This is a genomic window from Listeria sp. ILCC792 (assembly GCF_900186135.1).
In the GTDB taxonomy this organism is placed as follows: Bacteria; Bacillota; Bacilli; order Lactobacillales; family Listeriaceae; genus Listeria; species Listeria goaensis.
In genome coordinates, this window is record NZ_FYBO01000001.1 from 123,654 (window position 1) to 138,122 (window position 14,469).

Below are 14,469 nucleotides of genomic sequence, written 5' to 3' on the forward strand. Positions count from 1 at the left end.
CGTAACATTCTATATAAAGTTTGAATAAAAACAGGAGGCTTAATAGACAATGGCATATTCATTTAAATTACCGGATATCGGTGAAGGTATCCACGAAGGTGAAATCGTCAAATGGTTCGTAAAACCAGGCGATAAAATTGAAGAAGACGAATCTCTATTCGAAGTACAAAACGATAAATCTGTGGAGGAAATTACTTCCCCCGTTTCAGGTACAGTAAAAGAAATTAAAGTAGCTGAAGGCGAAGTAGCCACTGTAGGTCAAGTTTTAATTACTTTTGATGGCGTTGAAGGTCATGAAGACGCAGCTGAAGAAGTGAAGGAAGAAGTAACAGCACCAGCGGCAAAACCTTCTAGCGGAGCAGCAGGCGTTTTTGAATTTAAATTACCTGACATTGGTGAAGGAATCCATGAAGGCGAAATCGTCAAATGGTTTGTTAAATCCGGTGACAAAGTAGAAGAAGATCAAGCAATTTTTGAAGTACAAAATGATAAATCAGTCGAAGAAATTACATCGCCAGTTGATGGTACGGTTAAAGACATTTTAGTTGGTGAAGGTACAGTTGCAACAGTAGGTCAAGTGTTGATCACATTTACTGGTGACTTTGAAGGTACAGCGGATCATTCCTCTACACCAGAAGCGCCAGCTGAAACAGCTAAAGTAGAAGAAAAACCTGCGGCGGCTCCTGTAAGTGGCGGCAACGGAACACCATCTGCTGAAAAAGATCCAAATGGTCTTGTTATTGCGATGCCATCTGTTCGTAAATTTGCTCGTGAAAAAGGCGTTGACATTCGCCTTGTTGCAGGAAGCGGCAAAAATAACCGCATCTTAAAACAAGATATCGAAGCTTACTTAAGTGGCGATGCACCAGAAGCGCCAGCTGCAGAAGCGGCAGCTGCAGAAGCGGCAGCTGCAGAAGCGGCAGCACCGCAAAAAGAAGCGCAAGCGACGAAAGCAGCACCAAAACCAGTTCCAGCTGCTGGCGATGCTTATCCAGAAACACGCGAAAAACTTACACCAACTCGTCGCGCGATTGCAAAAGCAATGGTGAACTCGAAACACACAGCACCACACGTTACATTAATGGACGAAATTGAAGTTTCTGCTCTTATGGCGCACAGAAAACGTTTCAAAGAAGTTGCGGCTGAAAAAGGTATCAAACTGACATTCCTCCCTTATATGGTGAAAGCGTTAGTTGCTACATTAAAAGAGTTCCCAGTGCTTAATACAACGATGGATGATGCAACTGAAGAACTTATTTATAAACATTACTATAATGTCGGCATTGCGGCTGATACAGATCACGGTTTATATGTGCCAGTCATTAAAAATGCAGATACAAAATCCATCTTCTCCATTTCAAATGAAATTAATGAGCTAGCTGGAAAAGCACGCGATGGTAAACTAACAGCTGACGAAATGCGCCACGGTTCTGCAACAATTTCAAATATCGGTTCTGCCGGTGGACAATGGTTCACACCAGTAATCAACTATCCTGAGGTTGCTATTTTAGGTGTAGGTCGTATTGCTGAAAAAGCAGTCGTAAAAGACGGCGAAATTGTAGCTGCTCCAGTTCTTGCTTTATCATTAAGCTTTGACCACCGTGTAATTGACGGCGCAACAGCTCAAAAAGCAATGAACAATATTAAACGTTTATTAAATGATCCAGAATTATTACTAATGGAGGCGTAAAATAATGGTTGTAGGAGATTTTCCAGAAGAAAGAGATACGATAGTTATCGGTGCAGGCCCCGGTGGATATGTTGCCGCAATTCGTGCAGCGCAACTTGGACAAAAAGTAACGATTATTGAAAAAGAATATTTCGGCGGTGTATGTTTAAACGTCGGTTGTATTCCTTCCAAAGCTTTAATCACAGTTGGTCACCGTTTTAAAGAAGCAAGTCATTCTGATAATATGGGGATTACAACGAAAGATGTTAATCTCGATTTTGCGAAAGCACAAGAATGGAAAGGCAGCGTTGTTAACAAATTAACGACAGGCGTTCGTGGACTTCTTAAAAAGAATAAAGTTGAAATGTTAGAAGGGGAAGCATTCTTCGTAGATGAACATTCACTTCGTGTCATTCACCCAGATTCTGCTCAAACTTATACGTTCAACAATGTTATCATTGCGACTGGCTCACGTCCTATCGAAATCCCAGGTTTCAAATATGGCAAACGTGTGTTAAGTTCAACAGGAGCACTCGCTTTACAAGAAGTACCGAAAAAACTCGTTGTTATCGGCGGTGGCTATATTGGTACTGAACTTGGCGGAGCATTTGCTAACCTAGGCACTGAACTTACGATTCTTGAAGGCGGACCTGAAATTTTACCAACATATGAAAAAGATATGGTATCGCTTGTTAAACGTAGCTTGAAGAGCAAAAACGTTGAAATCGTAACGAAAGCACTCGCTAAGTCAGCAGAAGAAACTGAAAATGGCGTGAAAGTGACTTATGAAGCAAATGGCGAAACAAACACAATCGAAGCGGATTATGTACTTGTAACAGTTGGGCGTCGTCCAAATACAGATGACATCGGCTTGGAACAATTAGGCGTAAAAGTTTCTGAACGTGGATTAATCGAAGTCGATAAACAAGGACGTACAAATGTACCGAACGTATTCGCAATCGGCGACATCGTTCCAGGTGTTCCTTTAGCCCATAAAGCAAGCTACGAAGCAAAAATTGCTGCTGAAGCTATTGCTGGGGAAAAATCTGAAAATGATTATACTGTGCTTCCAGCTGTTGTGTTTAGTGACCCTGAACTTGCAACTGTAGGTATGACAGAAAAAGAAGCGAAAGAAAAAGGAATTGATGTGAAAGCATCGAAATTCCCATTCGGCGGAAACGGCCGTGCTCTTTCACTTGATGCACCAGAAGGTTTTGTACGTTTAGTGACACGTAAAGAAGATGGCCTTGTACTTGGCGCTCAAGTTGCAGGAATGAACGCTTCAGATATTATTTCTGAAATCGGTCTTGCAATTGAAACGGGTGTAACCGCAGAAGATATTGCCCTTACAATCCATGCCCATCCTTCACTTGGAGAGCTTACAATGGAAGCGGCTGAACTTGCTTTAGGACGCCCTATTCACATTTAATAAAAAAATACGCTGTTTACAATTGTAAACAGCGTATTTTATATGTTAAAATTTACATGGCGTAAAAAAGAGGAATATTTCACGAAAATAACTTAGAATTCAGGTGTGAAAATGAAAAAGCATTGGCATATTCCGCATTCCGTTTTTATTTTACTTATGATTGTTGCAGGGCTTTGTACAGTGGATACATTTATACAATTTGGGATTGGTTTTATTCATCATATGCATGATACCGATGGCTATAAAGCTGTTTTGCGTATCATTGCGACACCGTTTACAAATCCTGTTGTCACCATTCCAATTGCAAGCGTTCTTGTGCGCTATGTAGTCGTGTTTATTTTGAATTTTGTTCTTCCCGCATTCTTTTTTGTTGGCATGCACTTCGCGAGAATCAGTTACAGAGAAAAACATGTGGAATCGCATAGTTATTAGGCGTTGATGTTTTTATTCTGGGAAATAAACGAGAGTAAGGTGAAGTGATGAAAAAAAGTTTGTTTTGGATATCTTATGTTATAGCGGGAATTTGTTTTCTGCTAGCCATTGTGGCTTTCGTTATTGGCTTTATTCAACATATGCATGATGCAGGGGGATTTCAGGCGGTTTTTAAAATTTTAGAAACACCGATTACTGGTTTTATTAAATTAACGAATGGCTACATTCAAAAATCGACGCTGGAAATTATCATTTTAATTATTGTAAGTTACATTTTACCGGCTTATTTTGTTGTGATGACAATGTTACTAAAACGGAAAAGAGAACAAGGTTATTAAAGGTGCTGCTAGCATCTTTTTTTTGTAAACAATTCATTTTAAACTTTGGAAGTTGCATGATAAAATGAATTTAATAGGCTGTTAGTTCCGAAACTGAGCATTTTATGTTGTCTTGGAAATGTGGAACTTGGGAATTTGTCCAAAAGAAGGGGTGACAAGAAATGAATTATAGTTATCCGATTGATATGGACTGGACGAAAGAGGAAATTGCGGTCGTCATCCATTATTTTGAGTCGATTGAGAAGGCTTATGAGAAAGGCGTCAGTGCGGCGGAATTGAAAGAAACGTACCGGGCGTTTAAGACGGTCGTGCCGTCGATTGGTGAGGAGAAGCGTCTTGGGCGTGAGTTTGAAGACGTTAGTGGTTATTCGCCTTATCAGGTGATGCAAATGCTGAAAAATGCTACGACGAGTACGATTAAAATGAAACCATAACTAGGGGGAATAAAAGTGGATATTAGTCAAATTAAGGCTGCTGAAGTGAAAACAACAGAAGGAATTCATATTGCACAGTCACAAAATGCGAAAGTTAAAGTGATGTCATTTGTGAATTTGCGTTGTCCATATTGCCGTAAATGGCATACTGATTCAAGAAAAGTGTTGGATCGTTTCGTTCGAGATGGAAAGATTGAGTTAATTATTAAACCATTTGATAAGGAAAAAGAAAAACTTCAGCCGGGCAACGTGGCGCATCGCTATTTAAATTACGATACGCCGTTTGAAACGTGGGAAGTGATTGATAAAATTTATGCGACGCAAGATGAGTGGGGCAATTTGCCGCTTCACGAAGTAGCTTCTTATATGGAAGATAAATTGCAGTTAAAAGAGCAAAATAACGAAGAGGCGACGGCGGCTATTATCGAGGAAGCGAACCGCGCGAATGTTGTTTTTGTTCCTACTGTCATTGTCGGCGAACATATTTTTGATGAACACATTACACCCGAAGAGCTGGAAGAACTTTTAAACGCTGAATTTGCTAAAAAATAACATGTTTTAATGGAAGTGAGAAGTGTACTCACTTCTTTTTTTGGCTTCCTAGGAACAATTGATGTGGTGCCGACTTTCTGTTAAAATGGAAGTATGACTATTTGTTCACAAAGAAGTAATTGGAGGGAACAACATGATGGTATTTGGAATGCCAATAGAGAATGTATATTATTACATATTGATTGTGGTAGGTATACTGATTGTAATCGATCTAATATCGGCGTTAATCTTCTCAGTTAGTATTGTCAGCTTTGCCTTAGATTTATTACCTATTCCAGGATCGATTATTTTATACTTTTTAGGTGCGTTTTCATTAGCCGGCTTTTTAGGTGAGAAATATACGTCTTTATCAAGTATAAATGTTTTAATTGGTTCGATTATTATCGGATTGATTTTTTCGTCAATCCTCTATTTTGGAATACTTTTGCCACTTTCTAGGACAAGTGATTCAATTGCTTATGAAACAAAGGATTTAGAAGGAAAAACAGGTGTCGTCATTACTTCTATTCCGAGCGATGGTTTCGGTGAGGTCTTGATTGAAATGAATGCAGGTAAAGTAGCAAAGGCGGCGAAATCAAGTGATAATGAACCTATTTCGCTTGGAGAAACAGTGCTTATTATTGATGCAGAAGATGCTTACATTTTAGTTTCGCCCTATACCTCTTTCTTAGGATAAGGACAAATTAGTTACTACACAAAAGGGAGGCTGTAAAGTTTGAATATTTTAACCGGAGGAATTACATTAGTTTTAATCGTTGCAGTTGTTGTTTTAATTTTGTTTTTAATTGTGTTTGTAACCAAATACAAAACTGTCGGACCAGATGAAGCATTAATCGTTTCGGGAAGCTACTTAGGTCGTAAAAATGTCTTTGTTGATGAAGGCGGAAAAAAAGTCAAAATTGTTCGTGGTGGCGGTACATTCGTAATGCCAGTTTTCCAGCAATCGCGTCCAATTAGTTTACTTTCGAGTAAATTAGATGTTAGAACGCCTGAGATTTATACGGAACAAGGGGTTCCTGTTATGGCGGATGGTACGGCAATTATTAAAATCGGTGGATCTATTTCCGAAATTGCCACAGCCGCTGAACAATTTTTGGGAAAAACAAGTGAAGAGCGAGAAGCAGAAGCGATTGAAGTGGTTGAAGGGCACCTTCGTGCGATTTTAGGGTCCATGACGGTGGAAGAGATTTATAAAAATCGCGATAAGTTTTCTCAAGAAGTGCAAGGAGTTGCGGCTCAAGATTTAGCTAAAATGGGATTCATTATTGTTTCCTTTACGCTTAAAGAAGTGCGAGATAACAATGGCTACTTAGATGCGCTAGGTAAGCCGCGTATTGCGCAAGTGAAGCGTGATGCAGATGTGGCGGAAGCAGAAGCGAGTAAAGAAACGCGTATGAAACGAGCGGAAGCAGAAAAAGAAGCGACTCGTTCTGAACTAGAGCGTAAAACAGAAATTGCTGAAGCTGAAAAGCAAAACCAATTAAAAGTTGCTGAATATCGCCGGGAACAAGAAACAGCAAAGGCGAATGCCGACCAAGCTTATGATTTAGAAAGCGCACGTGCGAAACAAGAAGTTGTTGAGCAACAAATGCAAATTCAAATTATTGAGCGTCAAAAACAAATTGAATTAGAAGAACGTGAAATTCAACGCCGTGAACGTCAATATGATGCGGAAGTGAAGAAAAAAGCGGATGCGGATCGTTATGCTGTTGAGCAACAAGCGGCGGCTAGAAAGAGCCAAGAATATGCAGAAGCAGAAGCGAACCAATATCGTATTGAAACAAAAGCGAAAGCAGAAGCGGAACAAGTTCGCGTTCAAGGGATTGCAAAAGCCGAGGCGGAGCAAGCACAAGGGACAGCGGCAGCCGAAGTTATCAAATTACGTGGTTTAGCAGAAGCAGAGGCAAAACGAAAAGTGGCGGAAGCTTACGAATTGTATGGCCAAGCAGCGATGCTCGATATGATTGTCAATATGCTGCCTGAATATGCGAAACAAGTAGCAGCTCCAATGAGCAATATTGATACGATTACTGTTGTTGATACTGGAAGTGATGGTACAAACAGTGGTGCAAATAAGGTAAGTGCGTATGCAACGAATTTGATGACGACCGCACAAGAAAGCCTAAAAGCCACTACAGGCCTTGACATTCGCGAATTGCTGGAGAACTTTTCTGGTAAGGGTAATGTGAAAAATAGTGTGGATGAACTAACTAAAACGATTCAGTCAGATAAGGAATAAAAAGGTGGGGTAAGCATCGTCAGCTTTTATTCCAAAAGATAGTCAATAAAAAAAGCATAAGTCCAGTAAGATTACCATTTTGAAAAATGGATTTTACAGGATTTATGCTTTTTTATGCTTTAAAAAAACTTTCTTCGCCAAAAAACAAGTGCAAGTATTCCGGCGATGCTAAATGAAATACCTAGCGTGACGATCCAGGCGAGTGACATATCCATAAACGGCAATTTTACATTCATCCCATAAAAACTGAATACCATCGTTGGAATCGTTAAAATAATCGTGAAAGATGTCAAAAATTTCATGACGATGTTCATATTGTTCGAAATAATCGAAGCATACGCATCCATCATACCACTTAAAATATTGGAATGAACTTCCGCCATTTCAATTCCTTGGCGGTTTTCAATGATGACGTCTTCTAGTAAATCCTGATCTTCCTCATACATTTTTACAATGTGTTGGCGCATCATTTTATCTAGCACAAGTTTGTTGGATTTGAGGGCAGTGACAAAGTAAACTAAACTTTTTTCTATCCCCATCAAATCATAGAGCTGCTTGTTTTTCATGGATTCATGCAATTCTTTTTCGATTTCATCGGTTTGACGATTAAGGCGTTTTAGATGGCGCAAAAATTGCGTGGAAATCATATAGAGAATTTGTAAGGCAAAGCGCGTTTTCATATGCGTATAAAAGCCTTTGATACGCCGTTTTATAAAGGATTGAATAATCGACGAATCAATCGTGCAAATCGTAATAAAATAGTCTTTTGTTAAAATAATCCCCATTGGAATAGTTTCAAACGAGGCGTAATGAATATCGTCTTCATCCACAACTGGAAAGTCACAAATGATTAAAACGGCTTCCGTGTCGTCATCGCGTTCAATCCGCGCACTTTCATCTTTATCGAGTGGATCTTCGAGAAATTCTAATGGAATATTGTAGTTTTCGGCAACTTGATTGATTTCTTCTGATGTAGGCGCAACAATGTTAATCCATGCATTGCGTTCCACTTCTTCAAGCTCAATTAATTTGCCATCTTCATCGGATTTAAAAATTTGGTGCATTTGGAACCCTCCTCTTTTTTAACTAGAGCAGGCGTTTTGCAACTAGTGAAGGAATTGTCCTCCGCAAAATTGACTCGCGCCTGTATACTTCGATGTGGATCAGGCTCACTAGGCTTTCGATTTTGTTTCTTCATGACAATTCACTTCCTTTCCAAAATACTCACAACTTCACTATTATATCGAGTTTAGGCCTATTTGTACATGTTTATTTTAGCGCAAGTTTGTAAAGTGGTATGAGCGCGCGCAAAACGTCTTCCGCTTCCTCGATGAACGCTTTCTCGGAGCGCAGCACAGCCGAATTTTCCGAATAAATCTTCCCAACTAAAAACTCGCCTTTTTTCACATCGCGAAAACGTTCTAAAGCGCTTTTAAGTTCTTTTTTGTTTAAAGCAAAAGTGGTGCTGACGGTATGATCTTTCGAGAGGGAGAAGCCATCTGGCAACGCTTCAAACATGGCCTGGTGCGCCAAAAAGCGACTGGCAATTTGATCCCGGTCCTCGTTTTCATAAATGAAAGCGAGCCAAATAAACACATAATCGCCGTAAAGGCCGACTTGAAAGTGTGGGTGTTTCTTGTAGCCACGCTTATCCGCGCAAATGGCAAGCCAAGTACTATCAGGCGGGTTCACCGACCGCCTAGCGTGCCGTGCGATATGTAAATGCATCTCCGTATTAAGGGCATCACTTAAAAATCCCGTAAGTTCCTCACCAAGCGCCTTAAATTTCGGCTGAATGTCCGTCTGAATCGCTTCCATTCGATTCGCGAGTCCAGGCGTTCTCATCGCCTTAAATTCCTTCTTTGTAAAACCGTTTGTCATGCTATATACCCTCCAAAAATAGTTGTTATGACTATTATACGAAAGTAGCGAGGCATATACAATCAGAAGAATTTTATGCTAAAATAAAACATTATAATTAAGGAGCTGTTAAGATGAGCCATCTGGATAAAGAAAAACAATTTGTTAGCGCTTTTTTTGAAGAAGCAGGGGCCGAAATCATGGCTTCTTTTGAGGAAAAATTAGAAATTGAAACAAAATCAAATCGTAATGATTTAGTCACGAATATCGACAAGCAAGTCGAAACTTTATTTGTGAAGCGCGTTTTAGAACAGTTTCCAGACCATCGTATTTTCGGCGAAGAAGGAATGGCGGCCGAAATCGATTCGCTCGAAGGCCCCGTTTGGATTGTCGATCCAATTGATGGCACGCTTAATTTTGTCATGCAGCAAAAAAACTTTACAATTTCAGTGGCGCTTTACATCGATGGCGTGGGCGTATATGGCGCCATTTATGAAGTTGAAAAAGGGGACATTTACACGTGCGAAAAAGGTTGCGGTGCCTATTTAAATGGCAAAAAATTAACACCAGTAAACGCAGACGACACGCTCGCTGATCATTTGCTAGTGGCGAATTTAAGTGCGATTCAGACCAATGAACGGCTTTGGGATGCTGTTAAAGCGTCACGCGGCTTGCGGCTTTACGGCGCTGCCTCACTGGAATATATGTATGTTGCAACAGGAAAAGTCGGCGCTTATATGTCGGCAAACTTGGCCCCGTGGGATATTGCGGCAGGTAAAATGATTGCCGAAGAATTGGGCTGCATCGTAACCCGCCTAGACGGAAGCCCCATCAACATGCTTGAACAAGGCTCGTCACTTGTGGCTTTACCAAACGTTCATAAGACACTTTTGGACAGTTATTTATCATAAAAAATTTCGTTTTCTGAAAACAAATGGGTGTCAAGTGAAAGAAGTTGTGCTATAATAGGAAAGTTGATTTATACGAAATGTTCGGATTAGGCATAAATGGTCGATTTCACGGATGACTCATCTGGTTGCGCGTCGTGCGTTTAGTACTTCGTAAGTTTAATTTTACTGCTTCCGAGGAAAATAAATTATTTTCCTTTTTCTTTTTATTTGGAAGTTAGATGAGATTCATACACATTTCGTTCTAAAAAAGCAAATTGAAACCCGATTTTAGGAGGAAACAAACCAGTGAAATTAAGAGAAGACATTCGTAATATTGCGATTATTGCCCACGTTGACCACGGTAAAACAACGCTCGTGGATGAGCTTTTGAAACAATCCGGAACGTTCCGTGAAAATGAGCATGTTGATGAACGTGCGATGGACTCAAATGATATTGAACGTGAGCGTGGTATTACGATTTTAGCAAAAAATACAGCTATTAATTATAAAGGTATCCGCGTTAACATTATGGATACACCAGGACACGCCGATTTCGGTGGTGAAGTGGAACGGATTATGAAAATGGTTGACGGTGTACTTTTAGTTGTCGACGCTTACGAGGGTACAATGCCACAAACGCGTTTCGTACTAAAAAAAGCGCTTGAGCAAAACTTAACACCAATCGTTGTTGTAAATAAAATTGACCGCGGTTTTGCGCGCCCCGAAGAAGTTGTCGATGAAGTTTTAGAACTGTTTATTGAATTAGGTGCAAACGATGATCAACTAGAATTCCCTGTCATTTATGCATCCGCAATTAACGGGACTTCAAGCGAAGATTCTGACCCAGAAAAACAAGAGAAAACAATGGCGCCACTTTTAGATACTATTGTGGATCATATTCCAGCGCCAGTGGATAATAGCGATGAGCCGCTTCAATTCCAAGTTTCCCTTTTGGACTATAACGATTATGTTGGTCGTATTGGGATTGGTCGTATTTTCCGCGGAACAATGCATGTCGGCCAGACGGTAGCACTTATGAAACTTGACGGTTCTGTGAAACAGTTCCGCGTAACAAAAATGTTCGGTTTCTTCGGCTTAAAACGTGAAGAAATTAAAGAAGCAAAAGCAGGCGACTTAGTGGCTCTTTCTGGAATGGAAGATATTTTCGTTGGAGAAACAGTGACACCGTTCGATCAACAAGATGCGCTCCCTGTATTACGTATCGATGAGCCTACGCTTCAAATGACTTTCGTAACAAATAATAGTCCTTTTGCGGGTCGTGAAGGAAAGCATGTGACGAGTCGTAAAATTGAAGAGCGGTTAATGGCCGAGCTTCAAACGGACGTTTCACTTCGCGTAGAACCAACAAGTTCGCCAGATGCGTGGACAGTTTCAGGTCGTGGTGAGCTTCACTTGTCGATTTTAATTGAAACGATGCGTCGTGAAGGCTACGAACTACAAGTATCCAAACCAGAAGTTATCATTCGTGAAGTGGAAGGCGTAAAATGTGAACCAGTCGAAGATGTTCAAATTGATACACCTGAAGAATTCATGGGCGCTGTCATTGAATCAATCAGCCAGCGTAAAGGTGAAATGCAAAATATGGTCAACGATGGAAACGGTCAAGTGCGCTTACAATTTAAAGTGCCTGCACGTGGCTTAATTGGTTATACAACTGACTTCCTTTCTATGACGCGTGGTTATGGTATCATCAACCATACGTTCTTAGCGTATGAACCAATGCAAACGGGTCGTGTCGGCGGACGTCGTAATGGCGCTTTAGTATCAATGGAAACAGGAAAATCAACAACATATGGTATTATGCAAGTGGAAGACCGCGGAACCATTTTTGTTGAGCCAGGTACGGAAATTTATGAAGGCATGATTGTTGGTGAAAATAGTCGTGAAAATGATATCGCGGTTAACGTCACAAAAGCTAAACAAATGACGAATATTCGTTCCGCAACGAAAGACCAAACGAACGTTATTAAAAAACCACGTCAAATGTCTTTAGAAGAATCACTTGAATTTTTAAATGATGATGAGTACTGTGAAGTAACACCAGAAAGTGTACGCTTGCGTAAGAAAATTCTCAATAAAAATGAACGTGAAAAAGCTCAAAAACGCGCGAAAAGCGCTGAATAATGAATGATGGAACTGCTACTTAATCAAGTAGCAGTTTTTTTGTATTCCAAGTAATCATTTGCTAAGATGGAAGTAGGAAAGTAGGTGGACACATTGATTCAAGTAATTACTGCTACAGAGTGTCGTAAGGACCCACGCATGGAAATGAGCCGTATTTTTGTGGACGGCTTTTATCAGTGGCTGAAATTTTTCTCGAAAGATAAGAAAAAGCTCGCGAAAGCTTTTAGTCATGCATTCCAATTAGACGTCTTTCATCTGGCCATAATCGATCAGGAAATTGCCGGAATGACCGCGCTAAACGATGGTTCAAAGCCAACACTTATTTTGGATAAAAAGGAGTTACGCAAACACCTCGGTTTTATTCGCGGAAGCATTGCTTTTAGAGTTTTAAAATATGAATTTGAAGAGAAGCAATATCCGTTCCCGTCAGAAGTTGGACTCGGCTACATTGAATTCGTAGCTACTTCGGAAAATTACCGGCACATGGGAGTAGCAAGCACGCTTATTCAGTCGCTCCTTGAAACAGCCAGATTCACCTCTTACGCGCTTGAAGTGGCGGATACGAATAGCCATGCTGTTAGGCTCTATCAAAAACTTGGTTTCAAAGAATTTATGCGCGTTGAAATGAAACATAAGAAGCATAGTGGCGTAAATTATTTACTTTATATGAAGCGAACTGAAGAAACTGCTTAACAGAAAAAGACCAGTCCATTTTTTTGGCGGTCTTTTTATTGTAATATGATTGTAATATTTCCAGTTTTTTGCTATAGTATAAGGAGAAAGGAGTGTGTTTAGTATGAAAAAGTGGTTACTAAGCTTAATCATTTTGAGCATCGCGATTTTAGGCGCGGCTTGTGGAACAGATGCAACAAATTCTGATAAAGAAAAAACATCTGAAAAGCAAGAAAAAGTACAGAAGAAGGAAACTGCAAAAAAAGAGGCAACATCTGAGGCGGAAAAAGAAGATGCGGATACAAATACAACTTCTGATGATGGTAAAGATAACTCGGAAGCAGACAAACCAGCAGCTGATGAAAATCAGGATCAAAGTCAGAACAAAGATGCATCGGAGAATTCAAATGATGCAGCGAAACAAACGATTGCAGCACCGCAAATTGATAAATCAGCATTTAGCGTATCAAACGTATTGCCGATTACAGGCGGTCAAGTGACTACTGTTTCTGGAAATTACAGTCCATCTTTTATAAAAGATTTTAATTCGCTTGTTATTCGTATTAATCAATATAAAGTAGAGCGCGTTCAAAATCCGACGAAGGAAATTGATGTTTACTCACCTGAAAGTTACATGAAACACGGCGGGTATGTCGTCACATTAGACGTATCAATTTTTAACAAAACAACGAAAGATATTACTTATAAAGCCGAGCAAATTAATTTAGTTGGAAAAAGTAAAAGTACTGGCGGTAGCCTAGATAATTTCATTCCGAATAAGTACCATTTAGCAGGAAGTGCAGCTGATCCTTATGTGTTTAGCCCAGGGAAAACAGCAGAAGGCTTCATTACGTACATGATGGACGATGCCAAATATGCGGACTTTAAAGCGAGCCCAAGCGTTGCAGTTCCTAGTCCAGGACAGTTTGATGCTAGCTTGCCGAAAAGTGAAGCGGCAGTTGCAACATTAACTTTAAATTAAAAAGACTGCGTGTAGTTCCACTTAGCAGGTTAAGCTAAGCGCTACACGCAGTTTTTATTTAGATTCCCGCTCTAAAATTTCGCGCTTTAATTGACTAAGCGGTTTATTGAACGGCTTATTAAAATGAAATTTCCCGGAATTGATTCGCGCCATCGTTTGAATAGCAACGCGATGATCGCAATCTGGGCAAATATACATACGAATTGGTTTATTGCGCAGTTGCTTCGTTTTAAATTCACGTTTGTCTAAATCGTCTATCCGGTCGCATAAAATGCAAGTTGCTTTCATGAAAAATCACCTCGTGAATCCATTATAGCATGTTTTAAAGAAAAAGAAGAGAAGCGCGATTTTTAACATAAACCGTTTGCAGTCCACCGATTTTGTGCTATACTTAATTTATTAATAGATTGAAGCGTCTAGAGAACGCATAGAGAGGGAGGTCGCTGTGATGACTGAAAATACAAGCCACCGAGATCAGGCTGTTGAGTTACTAAAAGAAGATTCGCGTCGAATTTTGCAACTGATTAAAGTTCAGATGGATAATTTAACTTTGCCACAGTGTCCAGCGTACGAAGAAGTACTAGATACACAAATGTACGGTTTATCCCGTGAAATTAATTTTGCAACTAGACTTGGCTTAATTGATATGGAAGAAGGCAAACGTCTTCTAGCAACATTAGAAAAAGAATTGTCGACATTACATGAATTGTCAATGAACAAACAGTGAGATTTTAAAAAGGGTCTACAAATTCTGTAGACGCTTTTTTTCGTTTACACCTAGGCTCTTTTTCTTTATAATGTTAAAATAGAACGCTTAAAAAAGCGCA

General features: G+C 39.9%; 16 protein-coding genes. 13 read left to right on the forward strand and 3 right to left on the reverse strand.

From position 1 onward, the window contains the following. The first annotated feature begins 49 nt into the window (after nucleotides 1–49). From CFS60_RS00645 to CFS60_RS00680, 8 genes are all read left to right on the forward strand, one after another. Entirely contained in the window at nucleotides 50–1,690 is a 1,641-nt protein-coding gene (locus CFS60_RS00645) for a dihydrolipoyllysine-residue acetyltransferase (protein ID WP_088838687.1), read from the forward strand. A gap of 4 nt (nucleotides 1,691–1,694) precedes the next feature. Continuing rightward, complete coding sequence (lpdA, locus tag CFS60_RS00650; protein WP_088808675.1) at nucleotides 1,695–3,098, forward strand: dihydrolipoyl dehydrogenase; 1,404 nt, start codon at nucleotides 1,695–1,697, stop codon at nucleotides 3,096–3,098. A 111-nt stretch (nucleotides 3,099–3,209) separates the two neighbouring features. After that, complete coding sequence (locus CFS60_RS00655) at nucleotides 3,210–3,530, forward strand: hypothetical protein (RefSeq protein ID WP_088808676.1); 321 nt, start codon at nucleotides 3,210–3,212, stop codon at nucleotides 3,528–3,530. A gap of 47 nt (nucleotides 3,531–3,577) precedes the next feature. Continuing rightward, nucleotides 3,578–3,868, forward strand: a complete 291-nt coding sequence (locus tag CFS60_RS00660; RefSeq protein ID WP_088808677.1) for a hypothetical protein — start codon at nucleotides 3,578–3,580, stop codon at nucleotides 3,866–3,868. 161 nt (nucleotides 3,869–4,029) lie between these two features. Continuing rightward, complete coding sequence (locus CFS60_RS00665) at nucleotides 4,030–4,302, forward strand: UPF0223 family protein (protein ID WP_088808678.1); 273 nt, start codon at nucleotides 4,030–4,032, stop codon at nucleotides 4,300–4,302. A gap of 15 nt (nucleotides 4,303–4,317) precedes the next feature. Then, on the forward strand, nucleotides 4,318–4,854 hold the full coding sequence (locus CFS60_RS00670) for a DsbA family protein (protein WP_088808679.1): 537 nt from the start codon (nucleotides 4,318–4,320) through the stop codon (nucleotides 4,852–4,854). 133 nt (nucleotides 4,855–4,987) lie between these two features. Continuing rightward, nucleotides 4,988–5,530 (forward strand): NfeD family protein, encoded by a 543-nt coding sequence (locus CFS60_RS00675; protein WP_088808680.1) that lies wholly within the window; start codon nucleotides 4,988–4,990, stop codon nucleotides 5,528–5,530. Between the two features lie 60 nt (nucleotides 5,531–5,590). Further along, entirely contained in the window at nucleotides 5,591–7,093 is a 1,503-nt protein-coding gene (locus tag CFS60_RS00680) for an SPFH domain-containing protein (protein WP_369821506.1), read from the forward strand. A 119-nt stretch (nucleotides 7,094–7,212) separates the two neighbouring features. On the opposite strand, the gene CFS60_RS00685 is transcribed toward CFS60_RS00680, so the two are convergent. After that, a complete protein-coding gene (locus CFS60_RS00685; protein WP_088808682.1) occupies nucleotides 7,213–8,157 on the reverse strand; it encodes a magnesium transporter CorA family protein in 945 nt (314 codons plus the stop codon). Between the two features lie 205 nt (nucleotides 8,158–8,362). Beyond that, nucleotides 8,363–8,974: a YktB family protein gene (locus tag CFS60_RS00690; RefSeq protein ID WP_088808683.1), complete on the reverse strand. Its 612-nt coding sequence runs from the start codon at nucleotides 8,972–8,974 to the stop codon at nucleotides 8,363–8,365. 122 nt (nucleotides 8,975–9,096) lie between these two features. Between CFS60_RS00690 and CFS60_RS00695 the strand changes: the two genes are divergently transcribed. The 4 genes from CFS60_RS00695 to CFS60_RS00710 all read left to right on the forward strand — a co-directional run bounded on the left by CFS60_RS00695 (nucleotide 9,097) and on the right by CFS60_RS00710 (nucleotide 13,642). After that, on the forward strand, nucleotides 9,097–9,864 hold the full coding sequence (locus CFS60_RS00695; protein ID WP_369823172.1) for an inositol monophosphatase family protein: 768 nt from the start codon (nucleotides 9,097–9,099) through the stop codon (nucleotides 9,862–9,864). A gap of 285 nt (nucleotides 9,865–10,149) precedes the next feature. Beyond that, nucleotides 10,150–11,988 (forward strand): translational GTPase TypA, encoded by a 1,839-nt coding sequence (typA, locus tag CFS60_RS00700; protein ID WP_088838689.1) that lies wholly within the window; start codon nucleotides 10,150–10,152, stop codon nucleotides 11,986–11,988. Nucleotides 11,989–12,081: 93 nt separating this feature from the next. Beyond that, nucleotides 12,082–12,681, forward strand: coding sequence for a GNAT family N-acetyltransferase (locus CFS60_RS00705; RefSeq protein ID WP_255377277.1), 600 nt, complete (start codon nucleotides 12,082–12,084; stop codon nucleotides 12,679–12,681). Nucleotides 12,682–12,784: 103 nt separating this feature from the next. Then, a complete protein-coding gene (locus tag CFS60_RS00710; protein WP_088808686.1) occupies nucleotides 12,785–13,642 on the forward strand; it encodes a DUF5068 domain-containing protein in 858 nt (285 codons plus the stop codon). 54 nt (nucleotides 13,643–13,696) lie between these two features. Here CFS60_RS00710 and CFS60_RS00715 read toward each other — a convergent pair whose 3' ends face one another. Beyond that, nucleotides 13,697–13,930: a YlaI family protein gene (locus CFS60_RS00715; protein ID WP_088808687.1), complete on the reverse strand. Its 234-nt coding sequence runs from the start codon at nucleotides 13,928–13,930 to the stop codon at nucleotides 13,697–13,699. A gap of 160 nt (nucleotides 13,931–14,090) precedes the next feature. Here CFS60_RS00715 and CFS60_RS00720 point away from each other — a divergent pair, with 160 nt between their 5' ends. Further along, nucleotides 14,091–14,369 carry a YlaN family protein gene (locus CFS60_RS00720; protein ID WP_088808688.1) on the forward strand — a complete coding sequence of 93 codons (279 nt, stop codon included), beginning with the start codon at nucleotides 14,091–14,093 and terminating at the stop codon, nucleotides 14,367–14,369. Nucleotides 14,370–14,469 lie beyond the last annotated feature (100 nt).